General features: G+C 70.1%; 1 protein-coding gene (running past one end of the window). It reads left to right on the top strand.

The features are described 5' to 3' along the window. Positions 1–17,093, top strand: partial view of a non-ribosomal peptide synthetase gene (locus tag NI2_RS02145; RefSeq protein WP_067485284.1) — the final stretch only. The gene continues 26,800 nt to the left of window position 1, outside the view; only the last 17,093 of its 43,893 coding nucleotides appear in the window; its start codon lies beyond the left edge, outside the window; the stop codon is at positions 17,091–17,093. Positions 17,094–17,153 lie beyond the last annotated feature (60 nt).

Below are 17,153 nucleotides of genomic sequence, written 5' to 3' on the forward strand. Positions count from 1 at the left end.
CGGGTGCGACCGTCGAAACCGAAACGCTGCGTGCGCATCTCGGTGCGCAGCTGCCGTCGTACATGGTTCCGGCCGCGTTCGTCGTGCTCGACGAGATGCCGCTGAGCGCCAACGGCAAGCTCGACCGCCGCGCCCTGCCCGACCCGGTGTTCGAGGCCCGCGAGTTCCGTGCGCCGAGCACCCCGATCGAGGAGATCGTCGCCGCCACCTTCGCCGAGGTGCTCGGCCTGTCCGAGGACCAGCCGGTCGGCCGCGACGACGACTTCTTCGACCTCGGCGGCAACTCGCTCATCGCCACCCAGGTCGTCGCCCGCCTCGGCGCCGCACTCGACACCCGGGTTCCGGTTCGGGTGCTGTTCGAAGCACCGTCGGTGGCGGCGCTGGCCGCCAAGGTGGAAACCCACGCGGGCAGCGGCAGCCGCCGCGAGCTCGTCGCCGGGCCGCGCCCGGAACAGGTGCCGCTCTCGCTCGCCCAGCAGCGCATGTGGTTCCTCAACCGGTTCGACAGCGCCACCGGGGTCAACAACATCCCCCTCGCTGTCCGCCTGACCGGTGACCTCGATGTCGACGCGCTGCGCCAGGCCGTGGCCGACGTGGTCGAGCGGCACGAAGTGCTGCGCACCGTCTACCCGGAAACCGTCGACGGCCAGGGCGTGCAGGTCGTGCTGCCCGCGGCCCAGGTGCCGATCACGATCGATCCGGTCACCATCGGCGAAGACGAGATCCGCGACCGCATCAGCGAACTCGTGCTCGCCGGCTTCGACGTGACCGCCCAGGTCCCGGTGCGCGCCGAACTGCTGCGCGTGGCCGGTTCCATGGACGGCTCGCACCCCGACACCCACGTGCTCGTCTTCGTGGTGCACCACATCTCCGGCGACGGCTGGTCGGTGCGTCCGCTGGCCCGCGACGTGATGATCGCCTACGCCGCCCGCTCGCGCGGCGAGGCACCGGGCTGGGCGCCGCTGCCCGTGCAGTACGCCGACTTCGCGCTGTGGCAGCGCGAAACCCTCGGCTCGGAGTCGGATCCGTCGTCGATGATCGCCCAGCAGGTGGCCTACTGGTCGAACACCCTGGCCGGGCTGCCCGACCAGCTGGATCTGCCGAGTGACCGCCCGCGTCCGGCCGTGGCCTCCAACCGCGGTGGGGTGCACGAGTTCTCGATCGACCCGGCACTGACGCACAGCCTCAACGCGCTGGCCCGCGAACACGGCGCCAGCCTGTTCATGGTGGTGCACGCCGCGTTCGCCGCCCTGCTCGCGCGCCTGTCCAACAGCGACGACATCGCCATCGGCACCGCTGTGGCGGGCCGTGGTGAAGCGGTGCTCGACGACGCCATCGGCATGTTCGTCAACACCCTCGTGCTGCGCAGCACGGTCGACCCGGCGCAGTCGTTCGCCGAGCTGCTCGCCGCCACGCGCGAGCACGACCTGGCCGCCTTCGGCCACGCCGACCTGCCGTTCGAGCGGCTCGTCGAAATCCTCAACCCGGCCCGTTCGCAGGCGCGTCACCCGCTGTTCCAGGTGATGCTGTCGTTCCAGAACACCGGCGAGGCCTCGTTCGAACTGCCCGGCCTCGAGGTCGCGGGCGTGCCGCTGGACGTGGTGACGGCCAAGTTCGATCTGCACCTGAACCTGACCGACCGCTACCGCGCCGACGGTTCCGCCGACGGCATGACCGCCGAGTTCGCCTACGCGACAGACATGTTCGACGCCGACACCATCGCGAACCTGGCCAAGCGCCTGGTGCGGATGCTGTCGTCGGTCGTCGCCGAGCCGACCCGCCCGATCGGTGACGTGGAACTGCTGGCACCGGTCGAAAAGCGCCAGGTCGTCGCCGACTGGAATGCCACCGCGCACCCGGTCGACCAGGCCGCGACCCTGGTGTCGATGTTCCAGGCACAGGCCGCGACCAGCGCGAACACACCGGCCCTCACCTTCGAGGGGACAACTCTGTCCTACGCCGGGTTCACCGCCCGGGTGAACCGCCTGGCCCGGCACCTGATCGCCCAGGGCGTCGGCCCGGACACCATGGTCGCGCTCGGCATGCGCCGCTCGCTCGACCTGGTGATCGGCATGTACGCGGTGAGCGTGGCCGGTGGCGCCTACGTGCCGCTCGACCCCGACCACCCGGCCGAGCGCACCCACTACGTACTCGAGACCGCGGCACCGGTGTGCGTATTGACCACGGCCCGTGACGAATTCGACGCGGGCGCGACCACCGCGCTGCACATCGACAGCCTCGACCTGTCCGGGTACTCGGACGCGCCGGTCACCGATGCCGAGCGGATCGCGCCGCTGCGTCCGTCGAACACCGCGTACGTGATCTTCACCTCCGGTTCGACGGGTCGTCCGAAGGGTGTGGCGGTGAGCCACGCCGCGATCGTGAACCGCCTGGTGTGGATGCAGGCGCAGTACGGCCTGACCGCCGACGACGTGGTGCTGCAGAAGACGCCCGCTACCTTCGACGTGTCGGTGTGGGAGTTCTTCTGGCCTTTGCAGATCGGTGCGCGCTTGGTCGTGGCCAAGCCGGACGGTCATCGTGACCCGGCCTACCTGGCCGACCTGATCGCGGCCGAGAGCGTCACCACCGCGCACTTCGTGCCGTCGATGATGTCGGTGTTCGTCGCCGAACTCGCCGAGGACGACGGCCGCGCCGACAGCCTGCGCCTGGTCTTCGCCTCCGGTGAGGCGCTGCCCGCGCCGACCGCCCAGCGGATGCGCGCCCTCACCGGCGCGGCCGTGCACAACCTGTACGGCCCGACCGAGGCCGCCGTCGACGTCACCTTCCACGAGGTCACCGACGCCGACACCACCTCGGTGCCGATCGGTGCGCCGGTGTTCAACACCCAGGTGTACGTGCTGGATTCGCGCCTGCATCCGGTCCCCGTCGGTGTCGCGGGTGAGCTGTACCTGGCCGGTGTGCAACTGGCCCGCGGCTACGTGAACCGCCCCGATCTCACCGCCGACCGCTTCGTCGCCGACCCGTTCGGCATCGACGGCGCCCGCATGTACCGCACCGGTGACCTCGTCACCTGGACCGAGCAGGGCGAGCTGGAGTACCTGGGCCGCACCGACTTCCAGGTGAAGCTGCGCGGCCTGCGCATCGAACTCGGCGAGATCGAGTCCGCCCTCACCGCACTGCCCGCGATCGCCCAGTCGGTGGTCGTGGTCCGTGGCGACGAACGCCTCGGCGACCAGCTCGTCGGCTACCTGATCCCGTCGGCCGGTTCCACTGTCGACATCGACGCGGTGCGCGCCGAACTCGGCAGCGCCCTGCCCGCGTACATGGTGCCGACGGCATTCGTGATCCTGGACGCCTTCCCGCTCAACGCCTCCGGCAAGCTCGACCGCAAGGCGCTGCCCGCGCCGGTGTTCGAGACCAAGGTGTTCCGCGCGCCCTCGACCCCGATCGAGGAGATCGTGGCGGGCACCTTCGGCGACGTGCTCGGCGTGACCCGCGTGGGTGCCGACGACGACTTCTTCGAACTCGGCGGCAACTCGCTGCTGGCCACCCAGGTCACCGCCCGCATCGGCGCCGCCCTCGACACCCAGCTCGCGGTCCGCGACCTGTTCGAGGCCTCGACCGTGTCGGCACTGGCCGCCCGGGCCGAGCACAACGCCGGTTCCGGCCGAGCCCGCCCGCGCCTGAAGGCGGGGGAGCGGCCCGAGGTCATCCCGCTCTCGCCTGCCCAGCAGCGGTACTGGTTCCTCAACCAGTTCGACACCTCCACCTCCGCGGTGGACAACATCCCGCTGGCGGTCCGCCTCACCGGCGACCTCGATGTGCCCGCGCTCGAGCAGGCCATCGGCGACGTGTTCGCCCGTCACGAGATGCTGCGCACCGTCTACCCGGCCTCGCCCGACGGCCCGCGCCAGGTGATCCTGCCGAACTCGCAGATCAGCGCGCAGGTGCACCACATCGAGGTCGACGAGTCCGAATTGCTCGGTGCCGTTGTCGAATTCGCGATGACGACCTTCGATGTCACCCGAGAGGTGCCGCTCGCGGTCGCGCTGTTCGAACTGAGCGAGACCGACTACGTGCTCGCGTTCACCGTGCACCACGTGTCCGCCGACGGTTCCTCCATGGGCCCGCTGGCGCGCGACATCATGGCCGCCTACGTGGCCCGCGCCCAGGGCGAGGCGCCGCAGTGGGCGCCGCTGCCGGTGCAGTACGCCGACTACGCGCTGTGGCAGCGCGAGGTGCTCGGCGACGAATCCGATCCGGAATCGTTGGCCGCCAAGCAGGTCGCGTACTGGACCGAGGCGCTGGCCGGCCTGCCCGACCAGCTCGAACTGCCCGCCGACCGGCCGCGCCCGCCCGCGCAGTCGTTCCAGGGCAAGGCGATCCGCTTCGAGATCGACCCCGACCGGCACGCCGCCCTGCACAACCTGGCCCGTGCCAACAACGCCTCGTTGTTCATGGTCGTGCACGCCGCGCTCGCCGTGCTGCTCGCGCGTCTGTCGGGCACCGACGACATCGCCGTCGGCACCCCGATCGCGGGTCGTGGCGAGCGTGAACTCGACGACCTGATCGGCATGTTCGTCAACACCCTGGTGTTCCGCACCGCCGTCGACTCCGGCGCCTCCTTCGCCGAGCTGCTCGCCGACGTGCGCGAACGCGATCTGGAAGCCTTCGCCAACGCCGACGTGCCGTTCGAGCGGCTCGTCGAGGTGCTCAACCCGGTGCGCTCCACCGCGCGCAACCCGCTGTTCCAGATCGGTCTGTCGTTCCAGAACCTGGCCGAGACCACCTTCGAACTCCCAGGTCTCACGGTGAGCCCGGTCGACTACGACTCGCAGCTGGCCAAGACCGACCTGCACGTCACCCTGTACGACCGCTACACCGACGACGGCGCCCCGGCCCAGCTGGTCACCGAATTCGGTTACGCCATCGACCTGTTCGACGAGTCGACGGTGCAGAGCTTCGCCGACCGCTTCGTGCGGGTGCTCGACGCGGTCACCGCCGACGCGAGCGTCCCGGTCGGCGACATCGACCTGCTCGCCGAGCCGGAGGCCGAGCGGATCGTCACCGCGTGGAACGACACCGCGCACCCGGTCGACACCGACGCCACCCTGGTGTCGCTGCTCGATGCGACTGTGGCAACGACTCCGAACGCGATCGCGCTGGTCGTCGACGAGCCGGAGTCCGACGACGCAGACACACGCGCCGCTGTCGCGTACGGCCGAATCGTCTCGGGTCGTCGCGAGTTCACCTACGCCGAGCTCGATGCCGAGGTCAACCGCCTCGCGCGGTATCTGATCGAGCGCGGGATCAGCGCCGAGGACCGGGTGGCCCTGGCCATCCGCCGCTCCGCCGAGTTGATCATCGCGATGTACGCGGTGGCCCGCACGGGCGCGGCCTACGTGCCGATCGACCCCGATCAGCCCGCCGAGCGCACCGACTACATCCTGGAAACCGCCGCACCGGCTGTCGTGCTGACCACGGCGAGTGCCGAATTCACCACGGCGGCGGCCGAAGTGGTCGTCCTGGACGACCTCGACCTGAGCGCGGTGAGCGCCGAGGCGATCACCGGGCGTTCGCTCGTGCCCGCGAACACCGCGTACATCATCTTCACCTCCGGCTCCACCGGTAAGCCCAAGGGTGTCGCGGTCTCGCACGGCGCGATCGTCAACCAGTTGCTGTGGGAGACGGCCGAATTCGGCATCGGTGCCGACGACGCGGTGCTGCTCAAGACCGCGGCCACCTTCGACCTGTCGGTCTGGGAGTTCTGGACCGCCGCCGTCGCCGGTGCCCGCCTGGTGGTCGCCACCGCCGACGGCCACCGCGACCCGGCCTACCTCAACGACCTGATGCGCGCCACCGGCGTCACCACCCTGCACGTGGTGCCCTCGATGCTCGACGCGTTGCTCACCGAGTCCGGTGCCGCGCTGCCGCGCACGCTGCGCCGGGTGCTCGCGATCGGTGAGGCGCTGCCCGCCGCGACCGCGCAGCGCTTCCGCACCGCGAACACGGCCGCGCTGTTCAACCTGTACGGCCCCACCGAGGCCGCGGTCTCGATCACCAGTCACGCGGTGACCGATGCCGACCAGGTGTCGGTGTCGATCGGTGGCCCCGAGTGGAACAGCCGTGTGTACGTGCTGGATTCGCGTCTGCGCCCGGTTCCGGTCGGTGTCTCCGGCGAGCTGTACCTCGCCGGTGCCCAGCTGGCGCGCGGTTACTACGGTCGCGCGGATCTGACCGCCGACCGCTTCGTCGCCGACCCGTTCTCCACCACCGGCGAGCGCATGTACCGCACCGGCGACCTCGTCGCCTGGAACGCCGACGGCGAACTCGACTACCGGGGTCGCACCGACTTCCAGGTGAAGATCCGCGGCTTCCGTATCGAACTCGGCGAGATCGAGGCGGCGCTGCTACGTCAGCCCACCATCTCCGCGGCGGCCGTGCTCGCCCACACCGATCCGGTGGTCGGCGATCGCCTCGTCGCCTACGTCGTGGCCGACGCGGGCGAGATCGACAAGGTCGCGCTGCGTAACGCGCTGGCCGACGAACTGCCGTCCTACATGGTTCCGACCGTGTTCCTGCGGCTCGATGCCCTGCCGCTGAACGCCAACGGCAAGCTCGACCGCAAGGCGCTGCCGGAACCCGAGGTCGAGAAGGCCGTGTTCCGCGCACCGGTGAGCCCGAGCGAACAGCTCGTCGCCGCCACGTTCGCCGAGGTCTTGCGCCTCGGTGAGGACAAGCGGTTCGGTCTCGACGACGACTTCTTCGCCTGGGGCGGTAACTCGCTGCTGGCCACGCAGGTCGCCGCCCGCCTCGGCGAGGCACTCGACACCCGCATCCCCGTGCGGTTGCTGTTCGAGGCGTCGACCGTGTCGGCGCTGGCCCATCGGATCGAGCAGCACGCCGAGACCGGTGACCGCAAGGCGCTGAAGGCCGGTCCGCGTCCGGAGTACATCCCGCTCTCGCTGGCCCAGCAGCGGATGTGGTTCCTCAACCGCTTCGACACCCAGTCGGCGGCCTACAACGTGCCCGTCGCGGTCCGCCTGTCCGGCGAGCTCGACGTGGCCGCGCTGCGCGCCGCGATCCTCGACCTGGTGAGCCGCCACGAGATCCTGCGCACCGTCTACCCGCAGACCGAAGCCGGTGCGGCACAGGTCATCCTGTCGCCCGCGCAGGCCGCGCCGGAACTGCTCGAGCGCACCGTCGCCGCCGACGAGGTGGAATCCGCTGTCGGCGAGCTGCTGTCGACGATCTTCGATGTCACCGTCGAGGTGCCGCTGAGGGTCGCCCTGTTCCGGGTGGCCGACAGCGACGACTTCGTCCTGGCCATGGTCGTGCACCACATCTCCGGTGACGGCTCGTCGGTCGCCCCGCTGACCCGCGACCTGATGACCGCCTACGCCGCCCGCGCCGCAGGCTCCGAACCCGGTTGGGCACCGCTGCCCGTGCAGTACGCGGACTACAGCATCTGGCAGCGCGAGCTGCTCGGCAGCGAGGACGATCCGGACTCGATGGCCAGCAAGCAGGTGGCCTACTGGAAGCAGGCCCTCGCCGAGCTGCCCGACCAGCTCGACCTGCCCGCCGACCGGCCGCGTCCGGCCGTGCAAAGCTTCGCGGGCAGCAAGGTCGACGTGCGGATCAGCGCCGAGACCCACCGCGCGCTCGTCGAACTGGCCCGTGGGGAGGGCGCGACCCTGTTCATGGTCGTGCACACCGCCCTCGCGGTGCTGCTCGCGCGCCTGTCCGGCACCGACGACATCGCCATCGGCACCCCGATGGCCGGTCGTGGCGAGGCCGTGCTCGACGACATGATCGGCATGTTCGTCAACACCCTGGTGTTCCGCACCAAGGTCGACAGCGGTGAGGCCTTCACCGACCTGCTGGCCCGCCAGCGCGAAGACGACATCGCCGCCTTCGCCAACGCCGACGTGCCGTTCGAGCGGCTCGTCGAGGTGCTCAACCCGGTGCGCTCCACCGCGCGGCACCCGCTGTTCCAGGTGGGTCTGTCGTTCCAGAACCTCAGCCGCGCCACCCTTGAACTGCCGGGTCTGACGGTCGCGGGCCTGGACATCGACAGCAACCTGTCGCAGTTCGACCTGCACCTCATCATCAGCGACGTCTACGACGAAACCGGTGAGCCCGAAGGCATTTCGGGTCTGCTCACCTACGCCACCGACCTGTTCGACCGCGCCACGGTCGAGGGATTCCTGCGCCGCTTCGAGCGCCTGCTCGAGGCGATCGTCGCCACGCCGCGCACCGCCGTGGGCGATATCGAACTGCTCGCCCCCGCCGAGCGTGCCGAACTGCTCGACGGCCGCAACAACACGGCCAACCCGGTCGACACCGAGGCCACCCTTGTCTCGCTGCTCGACGCCACCGTGGCCGCCGATCCGAAGGCGACCGCCCTGGTCACCGACGACGGCAACCAGCTCACCTACGCCGAACTCGACGCGAAGGTGAACCGCCTTGCGCGGCATTTGATCTCGCTCGGTGTCGGCCCGGAGGCACGGGTGGCGCTCGCCATGCGCCGCTCGGTGGACCTGATCGTCGCGATGTACGCGGTGGCCAAGTCCGGTGGCGCGTACGTGCCGGTCGACCCCGATCAGGCGGCCGAGCGCACCGACTACATCCTCACCACCGCGGCACCGGTCTGCGTGCTCACCAACGACGAGTTCACCACCGACGCCGCACCGGTCGTGCGTATCGACGAACTCGCACTGGAGAGCCTCAGCGCCGCACCGGTTTCCGACGACGAGCGCACCGAGCCGCTGCGCCCGGACAACACCGCGTACGTGATCTTCACGTCCGGTTCGACCGGTCGCCCGAAGGGTGTCGCGGTGCCGCACGGCGCCATCGCCAACCAGTTGCAGTGGAAGCTGGTCGAATTCGGCATGGACGCCGCCGACGCGGTGCTGCTCAAGACCGCGGCCACCTTCGACCTCTCGGTCTGGGAGTTCTGGTCGGCGGCGGTGTGCGGTGGTCGCCTGGTGATCGCGGCGACCGACGGGCATCGCGACCCGGCCTACCTCAACGAGCTGATGATCCGCGAATGGGTCACCACGCTGCACGTGGTGCCGTCGATGCTGGACGCACTGCTGGCCGCCGGCATGCCGGATTCGCTGTGGCGGGTCCTCGCCATCGGTGAGGCGCTGCCCGGTTCGCTGGCCCAGCGGTTCCGCACCGCGTTCCCGCGCACCGAGCTGTTCAACCTGTACGGCCCCACCGAGGCCGCGGTCTCGATCACCTCGCACCGGGTGAACGCGGCCGACCAGGGCTCGGTGTCCATCGGCTCGCCCGAATGGAACAGCCAGGTCTATGTGCTCGACGAGCGGCTGCGCCCGGTGCCCGACGGTGTCGCCGGTGAGCTGTACCTCGCGGGCGCCCAGCTGGCGCGCGGCTACTTCGGCCGCGCCGATCTGACCGCCGACCGCTTCGTAGCCAACCCGTTCGGTACCGGTACCCGCATGTACCGCACCGGTGACCTGGTGGCCTGGCACAACGGCGAACTCGACTACCGGGGCCGCACCGACTTCCAGGTGAAGATCCGCGGCTTCCGTATCGAGCTCGGCGAGATCGAGGCCGCGCTGCTCGCGCAGCCGGAGATCGCGCAGGCGGCCGTCGTCGCCAAGTCCGATCCGCGCACCGGTGACCGTCTCGTCGCGTACCTGGTCGGTGCGGATGTGGATGTGGCGCAGGTGAAGTCGACGCTGGCCGCGAGCCTGCCGTCGTACATGGTGCCCGCCGCGTTCGTCGTGCTCGACGCGCTGCCGCTCAATGTGAACGGCAAGCTCGACCGCAAGGCGCTGCCGGAGCCGGAGTTCGAGGCCCAGGCGTTCCGCGCACCGTCCACCCCGATCGAGGAGATCGTGGCGGGCGTGTTCGCCGACGTCCTCGGCGTCGAGCGGGTCGGTGCCGACGACGACTTCTTCGCCCTCGGCGGCAACTCGCTGCTGGCCACCCAGGTCGCGGCCCGCCTCGGCGCCGCCCTGGACAGCCGGGTTCCCGTGCGCCTGCTGTTCGAGGCGTCGACGGTGGCCGGGCTCGCGGTGAAGGTCGAGCAGGGTGCCGGTGCCGGTGGGCGTCGCGCACTGGTCGCCGCACCGCGACCGGATCAGGTGCCGCTCTCGCTGGCTCAGCAGCGCATGTGGTTCCTGAACCAGTTCGACACCAGTTCCTCGGTGAACAACATCCCGGTCGCCGTCCGCCTGTCGGGCGCGCTGGATGTCGAGGCGTTGCAGCTGGCCGTCGCCGACGTGCTCGCCCGTCACGAAACCCTGCGCACGGTGTACCCGTCGGCCAACGGCACACCGCACCAGGTCATCCTGCCGGTCGAGGGCAATGTGCCGGATCTGACGCCGGAAGATGTTGTGCCCGAACAGGTTCGGGACAAGATCGCCGAACTGATCACCGCGGGCTTCGACGTGATCGACGAAGTGCCCTTGCGCGCCAAGCTGATGCGGGTCGTGTCGCCGGTCGGTACCGACGCGAGCACCGAGTACGTCCTGGTGTTCGTGGCCCACCACATCAGCGCCGACGGCTGGTCGATGGGCCCGCTGACCCGCGACGTGATGATCGCCTACGCCGCCCGCGCGGCAGGCGAGGCGCCCGGCTGGGCGCCGCTGGCGGTGCAGTACGCCGACTTCAGCATCTGGCAGCGCGAGGTGCTGGGCTCGGAGACCGACGAGAACAGCCTGCTCTCCCAGCAGGCCGCGTACTGGAAGCGCGCGCTGGCCGGTGTGCCCGACGAGCTGAACCTGCCACTGGACCGGCCGCGTCCGAGCACGCAGTCCTTCGCCGGTGGCCGGGTGCTGTTCCCGATCGACGGTGACGTCCACGCCGGGCTCACCGCCATCGCCCGCGAACAGAACGCGACCCTGTTCATGGTCGTGCACACCGCGCTCGCGATCTTCCTGGCGCGCCTGTCGGGCACCGAGGACATCGTCATCGGCACCCCGATCGCCGGTCGTGGCGAGGCCGAGCTCGACGACGTGATCGGCATGTTCGTCAACACCCTCGCCCTGCGCACGCAGGTCGGCGGACAGCAGAGCTTCGGCGACCTGTTGGCCCAGGCCAAGGAGTCCGACCTGGCCGCCTTCGCCCACGCCGACATCCCGTTCGAGCGCCTGGTGGAACTGCTCAACCCCGAGCGCTCCACCGCGCGGCACCCGCTGTTCCAGGTGGCGCTGTCGTTCGAGAACCTGCCCGACGCCGGCTTCGAACTGCCCGGCCTTTCGGTCTCGGCGGTCGACTTCGACGTCGACACCGCCAAGTTCGACCTGCTGCTCACCGTCCGCGAGGCCGGGGCAGGTGACGAGGCCGGTGCCTACGCCGAGTTCTCCTACGCGAGTGCTCTTTTCGATCAGTCGACGGTGGAGAAGTTCGCGCAGCGGTTCCGCCGACTGCTCGCCGAGGTCGTCGCCGACACGACCACTCCGGTGGGCGATCTGGAACTTCTCGACAGCGTCGAGCGCACCGAACTGCTCACCCGCACAGGTGGTCCCGCGCTCGCCACGAGCACGCTGCCCGAGCTGCTGGCTCAGGCTGTGGCGGCCAACCCGACCGGTCAGGCGATCGTCGCCCCCGAGTGGGTCGACACGGGTCTGCTCCGGGCGCTCACTGCCGCACCGCAGGTCGATGCCGACACCATCGCGTCCGCAAGTGTTGGCGCGCTCGCGTCGCGCACGTCGGCGGACGAGCCGGTGGCATCGGGCGATGTCCGCTCGCTGACCTACGCCGAGCTCGACGCCGCGTCCTCGCGTCTGGCCCGGGTGTTCATCGAGCGCGGCGCCGCACCGGAGACGGTCGTCGCCATCGCCATGCAGCGGTCCCTGGAAACCACCCTCGCCATCTGGGCGGTAATCAAGTCGGGTGCGGCGTTCCTGCCGGTCGACCCGAAGTACCCGGCCGAGCGCATCGCGCACATGATGTCGGATTCGGGTGCGGCCCTTGGCATTACGGTGTCGGCCGAGGTAGATCACCTGCCCGCGCCCGCGCTGGGGGACTGGCTCGTCCTCGACGACGCGGCACTGCACACGCAGGTCGCCGCGCAGTCGGCCGAGCCGATCACCGACGCGGACCGTCGCGGAACCGTCCGCGCGGACAACACGGCGTACATGATCTACACCTCGGGTTCGACGGGTCTGCCCAAGGGCGTCGTCGTCACCCACACCGGTGTGGCCAACTTCGCCGCCGCCGAGGTGGCGCAGTTCGGGCTCGGCAAGGACGCGCGGACCCTCGCGTTCGCCTCACCGTCGTTCGACGCGTCGATCCTCGAATTCCTGCTTGCCGTCGGGTCGGCGGGCACCCTGGTGATCACGCCGGTCGGCGTGGTCGGTGGTGAGGAACTGGCCGAGATCATCGTCGGCCAGGGCCTGACCCACGTGTTCCTCACCCCGCTCGTCGCGGCGTCGATGGAACCGTCGGCACTGGCCGGGCTGGAGGCCCTGATCGTCGGTGGCGACAAGGCGCCGGTCGACCTGGTGGCGAACTGGCACAGCGCGGGCACCGACCCGGCGCACCACCGGTTCTACAACGCCTACGGCCCCACCGAGGCGACCATCGCGACCAACCTGTCCGACGCGCTGCTGCCCGGCGACACCATGAATATCGGTGGCCCGATCCCCGGCGCGACCGTGCTGGTCCTCGACAGTCGCCTGCATCCGGTCCCCGAAGGCGTGTCCGGTGAGCTGTACCTGGGTGGCGTGCCGCTGGCACGCGGCTACCACGAGCGCCTCGGCCTGACCGCCGAACGCTTCGTGGCCAACCCCTACGGTGAACCGGGCTCGCGCCTGTACCGCACCGGTGACGTGGTCGCCTGGCGCACCGTCAACGGCAAGCCCGTCGTGGAATACGTCGGCCGCAACGACTTCCAGGTGAAGATCCGCGGCTTCCGCATCGAACTGGGCGAGATCGACGCCGTGCTCACCGCACACGACGACATCGATTTCGCGGCCACCATCGGCCGCACCACCGACGCGGGCGCCACCATCCTGGTGTCCTACGTGCGCCCGGTCCCCGGCCGTGCCGTCGAACCCGCCGCCCTGGTCGAGTTCGTGGCGCAGCAGCTGCCCGCGCACATGGTCCCCGCCTCGGTGATGGTGCTCGACGAGATCCCGCTGACCCCCGCGGGCAAGCTGGACCGTCGCGCCCTGCCCGAGCCGGTCCTCGCCCCGCGCGAGTTCCGCACGCCCACAAGCGATATCGAGGCGATCATCGCCGCCGTCTTCGCCGAGGTGCTCGGTGTCGACGCGGTGGGCCTGGACGATTCGTTCTTCGCCCTCGGCGGTGACTCGATCCTGTCCATCCAGCTGGTCTCGCGGGCCAAGGACCGTGGCGTGCTGTTCAAGCCGCGCGACGTGTTCGAGAAGCGCAGTGTGGCCGGGCTGGCCGAGATCGCGGTGCCGGCGGGCGACACCGAGCAGATCGTGCTCGAGGAACTGCCCGGCGGCGGTGTCGGCGACATCCCGATGCTGCCGATCATGCGCCAGATCCTCAGCAGCGGCTCCACCTACGACCGGTTCTCCCAGTCGATGGTGCTCCGCCTACCGGAGAACATCTCCGAAGAGGTGCTGCACGCCACCATCGGTGCGGTCTTCGACCACCACGATGTGCTCCGCTCGCGGGTCGCGCGCGCGGAGCGAGCGGTGAGCCCGGAGGCGGTAGCGGAGCGTGACCACGCAGGGCTCTCGGGAGCGCAGCAGGGTGACAGTGAGAACGGTTGGGAGTTCGAGGCGTTGGCGCCCGGCGCGGTCGATGTGAGCGCCCTGGTGCGTCGCGTCGAGGTGTCCGGTGACGTCACCGACGAGGAATTGTCCGCCCTGGCCAGCGCCGAGTACGACCAGGCCATGGGTCGACTCGACCCGGCCGGTGCCGCCATGGTGCAGTTCGTGTGGTTCGCCTTCGGCGCGCCGACACAGAGCCCGCGCCGTCGCGACGCCTTGCTCATCGTCGGCCACCACTTCGTGATCGACGGTGTGTCCTGGCGCATCCTGATCCCGGACCTCGGCATGGCCTGGGGTCAGATCGCGGCCGGTCAGCCGGTGAACCTGCCCGCCAACGGCACGTCCATGCGGCGCTGGGCGCACAGCCTGGTCGAGCAGGCCGCCGACCGTCGCACGGAACTGCCGTTCTGGCGTGAGGTGTCCACAACGCCCGACCCGCTGCTGGGTTCGCGTCCGTTCGACCCGAAGGTCGACACCTTCGCGACCGTCGACCGGGTGCAGGTCACCCTGTCGCCGGAGGTCACCGACGCGGTGCTCACCGCGATCCCCGGCCTGTACCACGGCGGTGTCAACGACGGTCTGCTCACCGCTTTGGCGTTGGCCGTATCTCGTTGGCGCGGAGACGAATCCGGTACCGCGGCGTTGATCAAGCTGGAGGGCCACGGCCGCCAGGAAGAGATCGTCGCCGGTGCCGACCTGTCGCGCACCGTCGGCTGGTTCACCACCGCCTTCCCGGTGCGTCTGGACCTGGCGGGCGCCGACCTCGACGACGCCTTCGCCGGCGGCGCCGTGCTCGGCGACGTGATCAAGTCGGTCAAGGAGCAGATGCTCGCGGTGCCCGACAAGGGCATCGGCTACGGCATGCTCAAGTACCTGACCGAGCAGGGCGCCGATCTGCCGAGCGTCGGCCAGATCAGCTTCAACTACCTCGGCCGGGCGGGCACGGGCGAGATCCCCGCCGAACTCGCCGAACTCGGCTGGATCCCGGTGGCCGACCTCGGTCAGCTCGACGCCGAGATGGACCTCGACATGCCGGCCAACGCGACGCTGGACATCAACGCCATCGTCGACGACGGCGACGAGGGCCCGCAGCTCGGCGCGAACATCGCCTTCCCGACCGGACTGCTCTCCGCCGAGCGGGCACAGGAGTTCGCCGACCTGTTCGTGGCCGCGCTCACCGCGCTCGCCACACACGCGCAGCGGTCCGACGCGGGTGGTTTCACCCCGTCCGACATGCCGCTGGTGCGCGTCGAACAGTCCGATCTCGATGTGTGGGAACGCGATTACCCCGCACTGTCGGAGGTGTGGCCGCTCTCGCCGCTGCAGGCGGGCCTGATGTTCCACGCCATGATCAGCTCGGCGACCGTCGACGTGTACACCGTGCAGGCCGTGCTCGACCTGACCGGCACCCTCGATGCCGAGCGGCTGCGCAAGGCCGCTCAGGGCGTGCTCGACCGCTACCCGAACCTGCGGACCGCCTTCGTCACCGACTCGGCCGGTCAGCCGGTGCAGGTGGTGCTCGGCGAACTGGAGGTGCCGTGGCGTGAGGTCGACCTGACCGAGCTGCCCGAGGACGTGCGCATGCCGCGCATGCAGCAGCTCCTCGCCGCCGACCGCGCCAACCAGTTCGACATGGCGACCGCGCCGCTGATCCGCTTCGGTCTGTTCAAGACCGCCGAGAACAAGGCGCACCTGTCGATCACGGTGCACCACATCCTCGTCGACGGCTGGTCGATGCCGCTGCTCATGCGCGACCTGCTGGTGCTCTACGCGGTGCACGGCGACCTCACCGCCCTGCCGCGCGTGGCGTCCTACCGCAACTTCCTGTCCTGGCTCTCGGGCTGGGATCGCGAAGTGTCGCTGCGGGCCTGGGCCGACGCGCTGGCCGGGGTGGAAGGACCCACCCAGCTGGCGCCGCCGCCGCGCACCGAGGAGCGCTTCGAGATCGACAAGGTCGTCGTCGAGATCGACAACGACCGCACCCGGGCGCTCGGCAAGTTCGCCGGCGAGCTCGGTGTCACCGTGAACACGCTGCTGCAGACCGCGTGGGGCATCGTCGTCGGGCGCCTCACCGGCCGCGACGACGTGGTGTTCGGCGCCACCGTCTCCGGTCGCCCGGCCGAGCTGCCCGGCGTGGAGTCGATGGTCGGCCTGTTCATCAACACCCTGCCGGTGCGCATCCAGATCGACGACCGGATGACGGCGGAGAAGCTCACCCAGAAGGTGCAGTCCGAGCAGGCCGAACTGCTCAGCCACCACTTCGTCGGCCTGTCCGACATCCAGCGGGTGGCCGGTGCCGGTTCGCAGTTCGACACGCTGCTGGTGTTCGAGTCCTACCCGATGGACAAGGACGCCGTCACCGCGGCGAGCTCGATCGACGGCATGCAGGTCACCGGTGTCGGCCTCGACGACGCCACCCACTACCCGCTCACGCTGGTGGTGATGGCCGAGTCGACCATCGAGATCACCATGCGCTACCTGCGCAGCACCTTCACCGAGGACGAGGTCCGCACCCTGTCCGCCCGATTGCTGCGGGTGCTCGACGAACTGCTCGAGAACCCGACGGGCCTGGTCGGTGACATCGACATCCTCGATGCCACCGAACGCGCCAAGCTGCTCGCCGAATCCGGTGTGACAGCGGCCGGTTCGGCGCCCGCTTCGGTGACCGGTGTCGGCGCGCAGACGGTGGCCAAGGTGCTGGCCGAGGTCGTGGAGGCCGACCCGCAGGCACCCGCCCTGCTGCGCGGTGACAGCGAGATCGCCTACAGCGCACTGGATCGCAAGTCCTCGCAGCTGGCCCGCGTGCTCATCGCGCGCGGCGCCGGTCCGGGCGACGTGGTCGCCGTGTCGCTGCCGCGTAGTGTGGATTCGGTGCTCGCCGCCTGGGCGGTGCAGAAGGCCGGTGCCGCGGTGCTGTTCGCGGGCGAGGAGACCGGAGTCGAGCTGGCCGCCGCCGGCGCGGCGTTCGGCATCAGTGCGGCCCCGGTCGCCGGGGTGGCAGGCGAATGGCTGGTCCTGCCCGACGTGGAAGGCGAGATCGCCGCAGCCGCAGCGCATCCCGTCTCCTACGCCGACCGCATCCGCCCGCTGGCCGAAGACCACCCGGCCTTCGTCCAGGTCGCCGCCGACACCACAACGGTGCTCACCCAGTCCGACGCCGTCGCCCTGGCCGAACGCCTGCGCGACGAACACGGCATCGACTACGAATGCACCACCTACACCACCCACGCCTCCGGCCCCGCCGCCATCCAGGAATTCCTGGTCTCGGCCACCGCGGGCGCCCTGTCGGTCCTGCCCGCCGGCTCGGTCGAAGACGACCTGGCCGACGGCGAGGTCACCCACTGGTTCGTGGTGGCGGGCGAGGCGACCGACGCCGCCGACGGCGAGGTGACGGTGATCATCGCCGAGTAGGACACTTGATCACCACGCTCTGGTGGCGGCGTTTGCCGAGAGGCGGCCGCCACCAGAGCG

It is taken from the genome of Nocardia ignorata NBRC 108230 (assembly GCF_001612905.1).
Classification (GTDB): Bacteria; Actinomycetota; Actinomycetes; order Mycobacteriales; family Mycobacteriaceae; genus Nocardia; species Nocardia ignorata.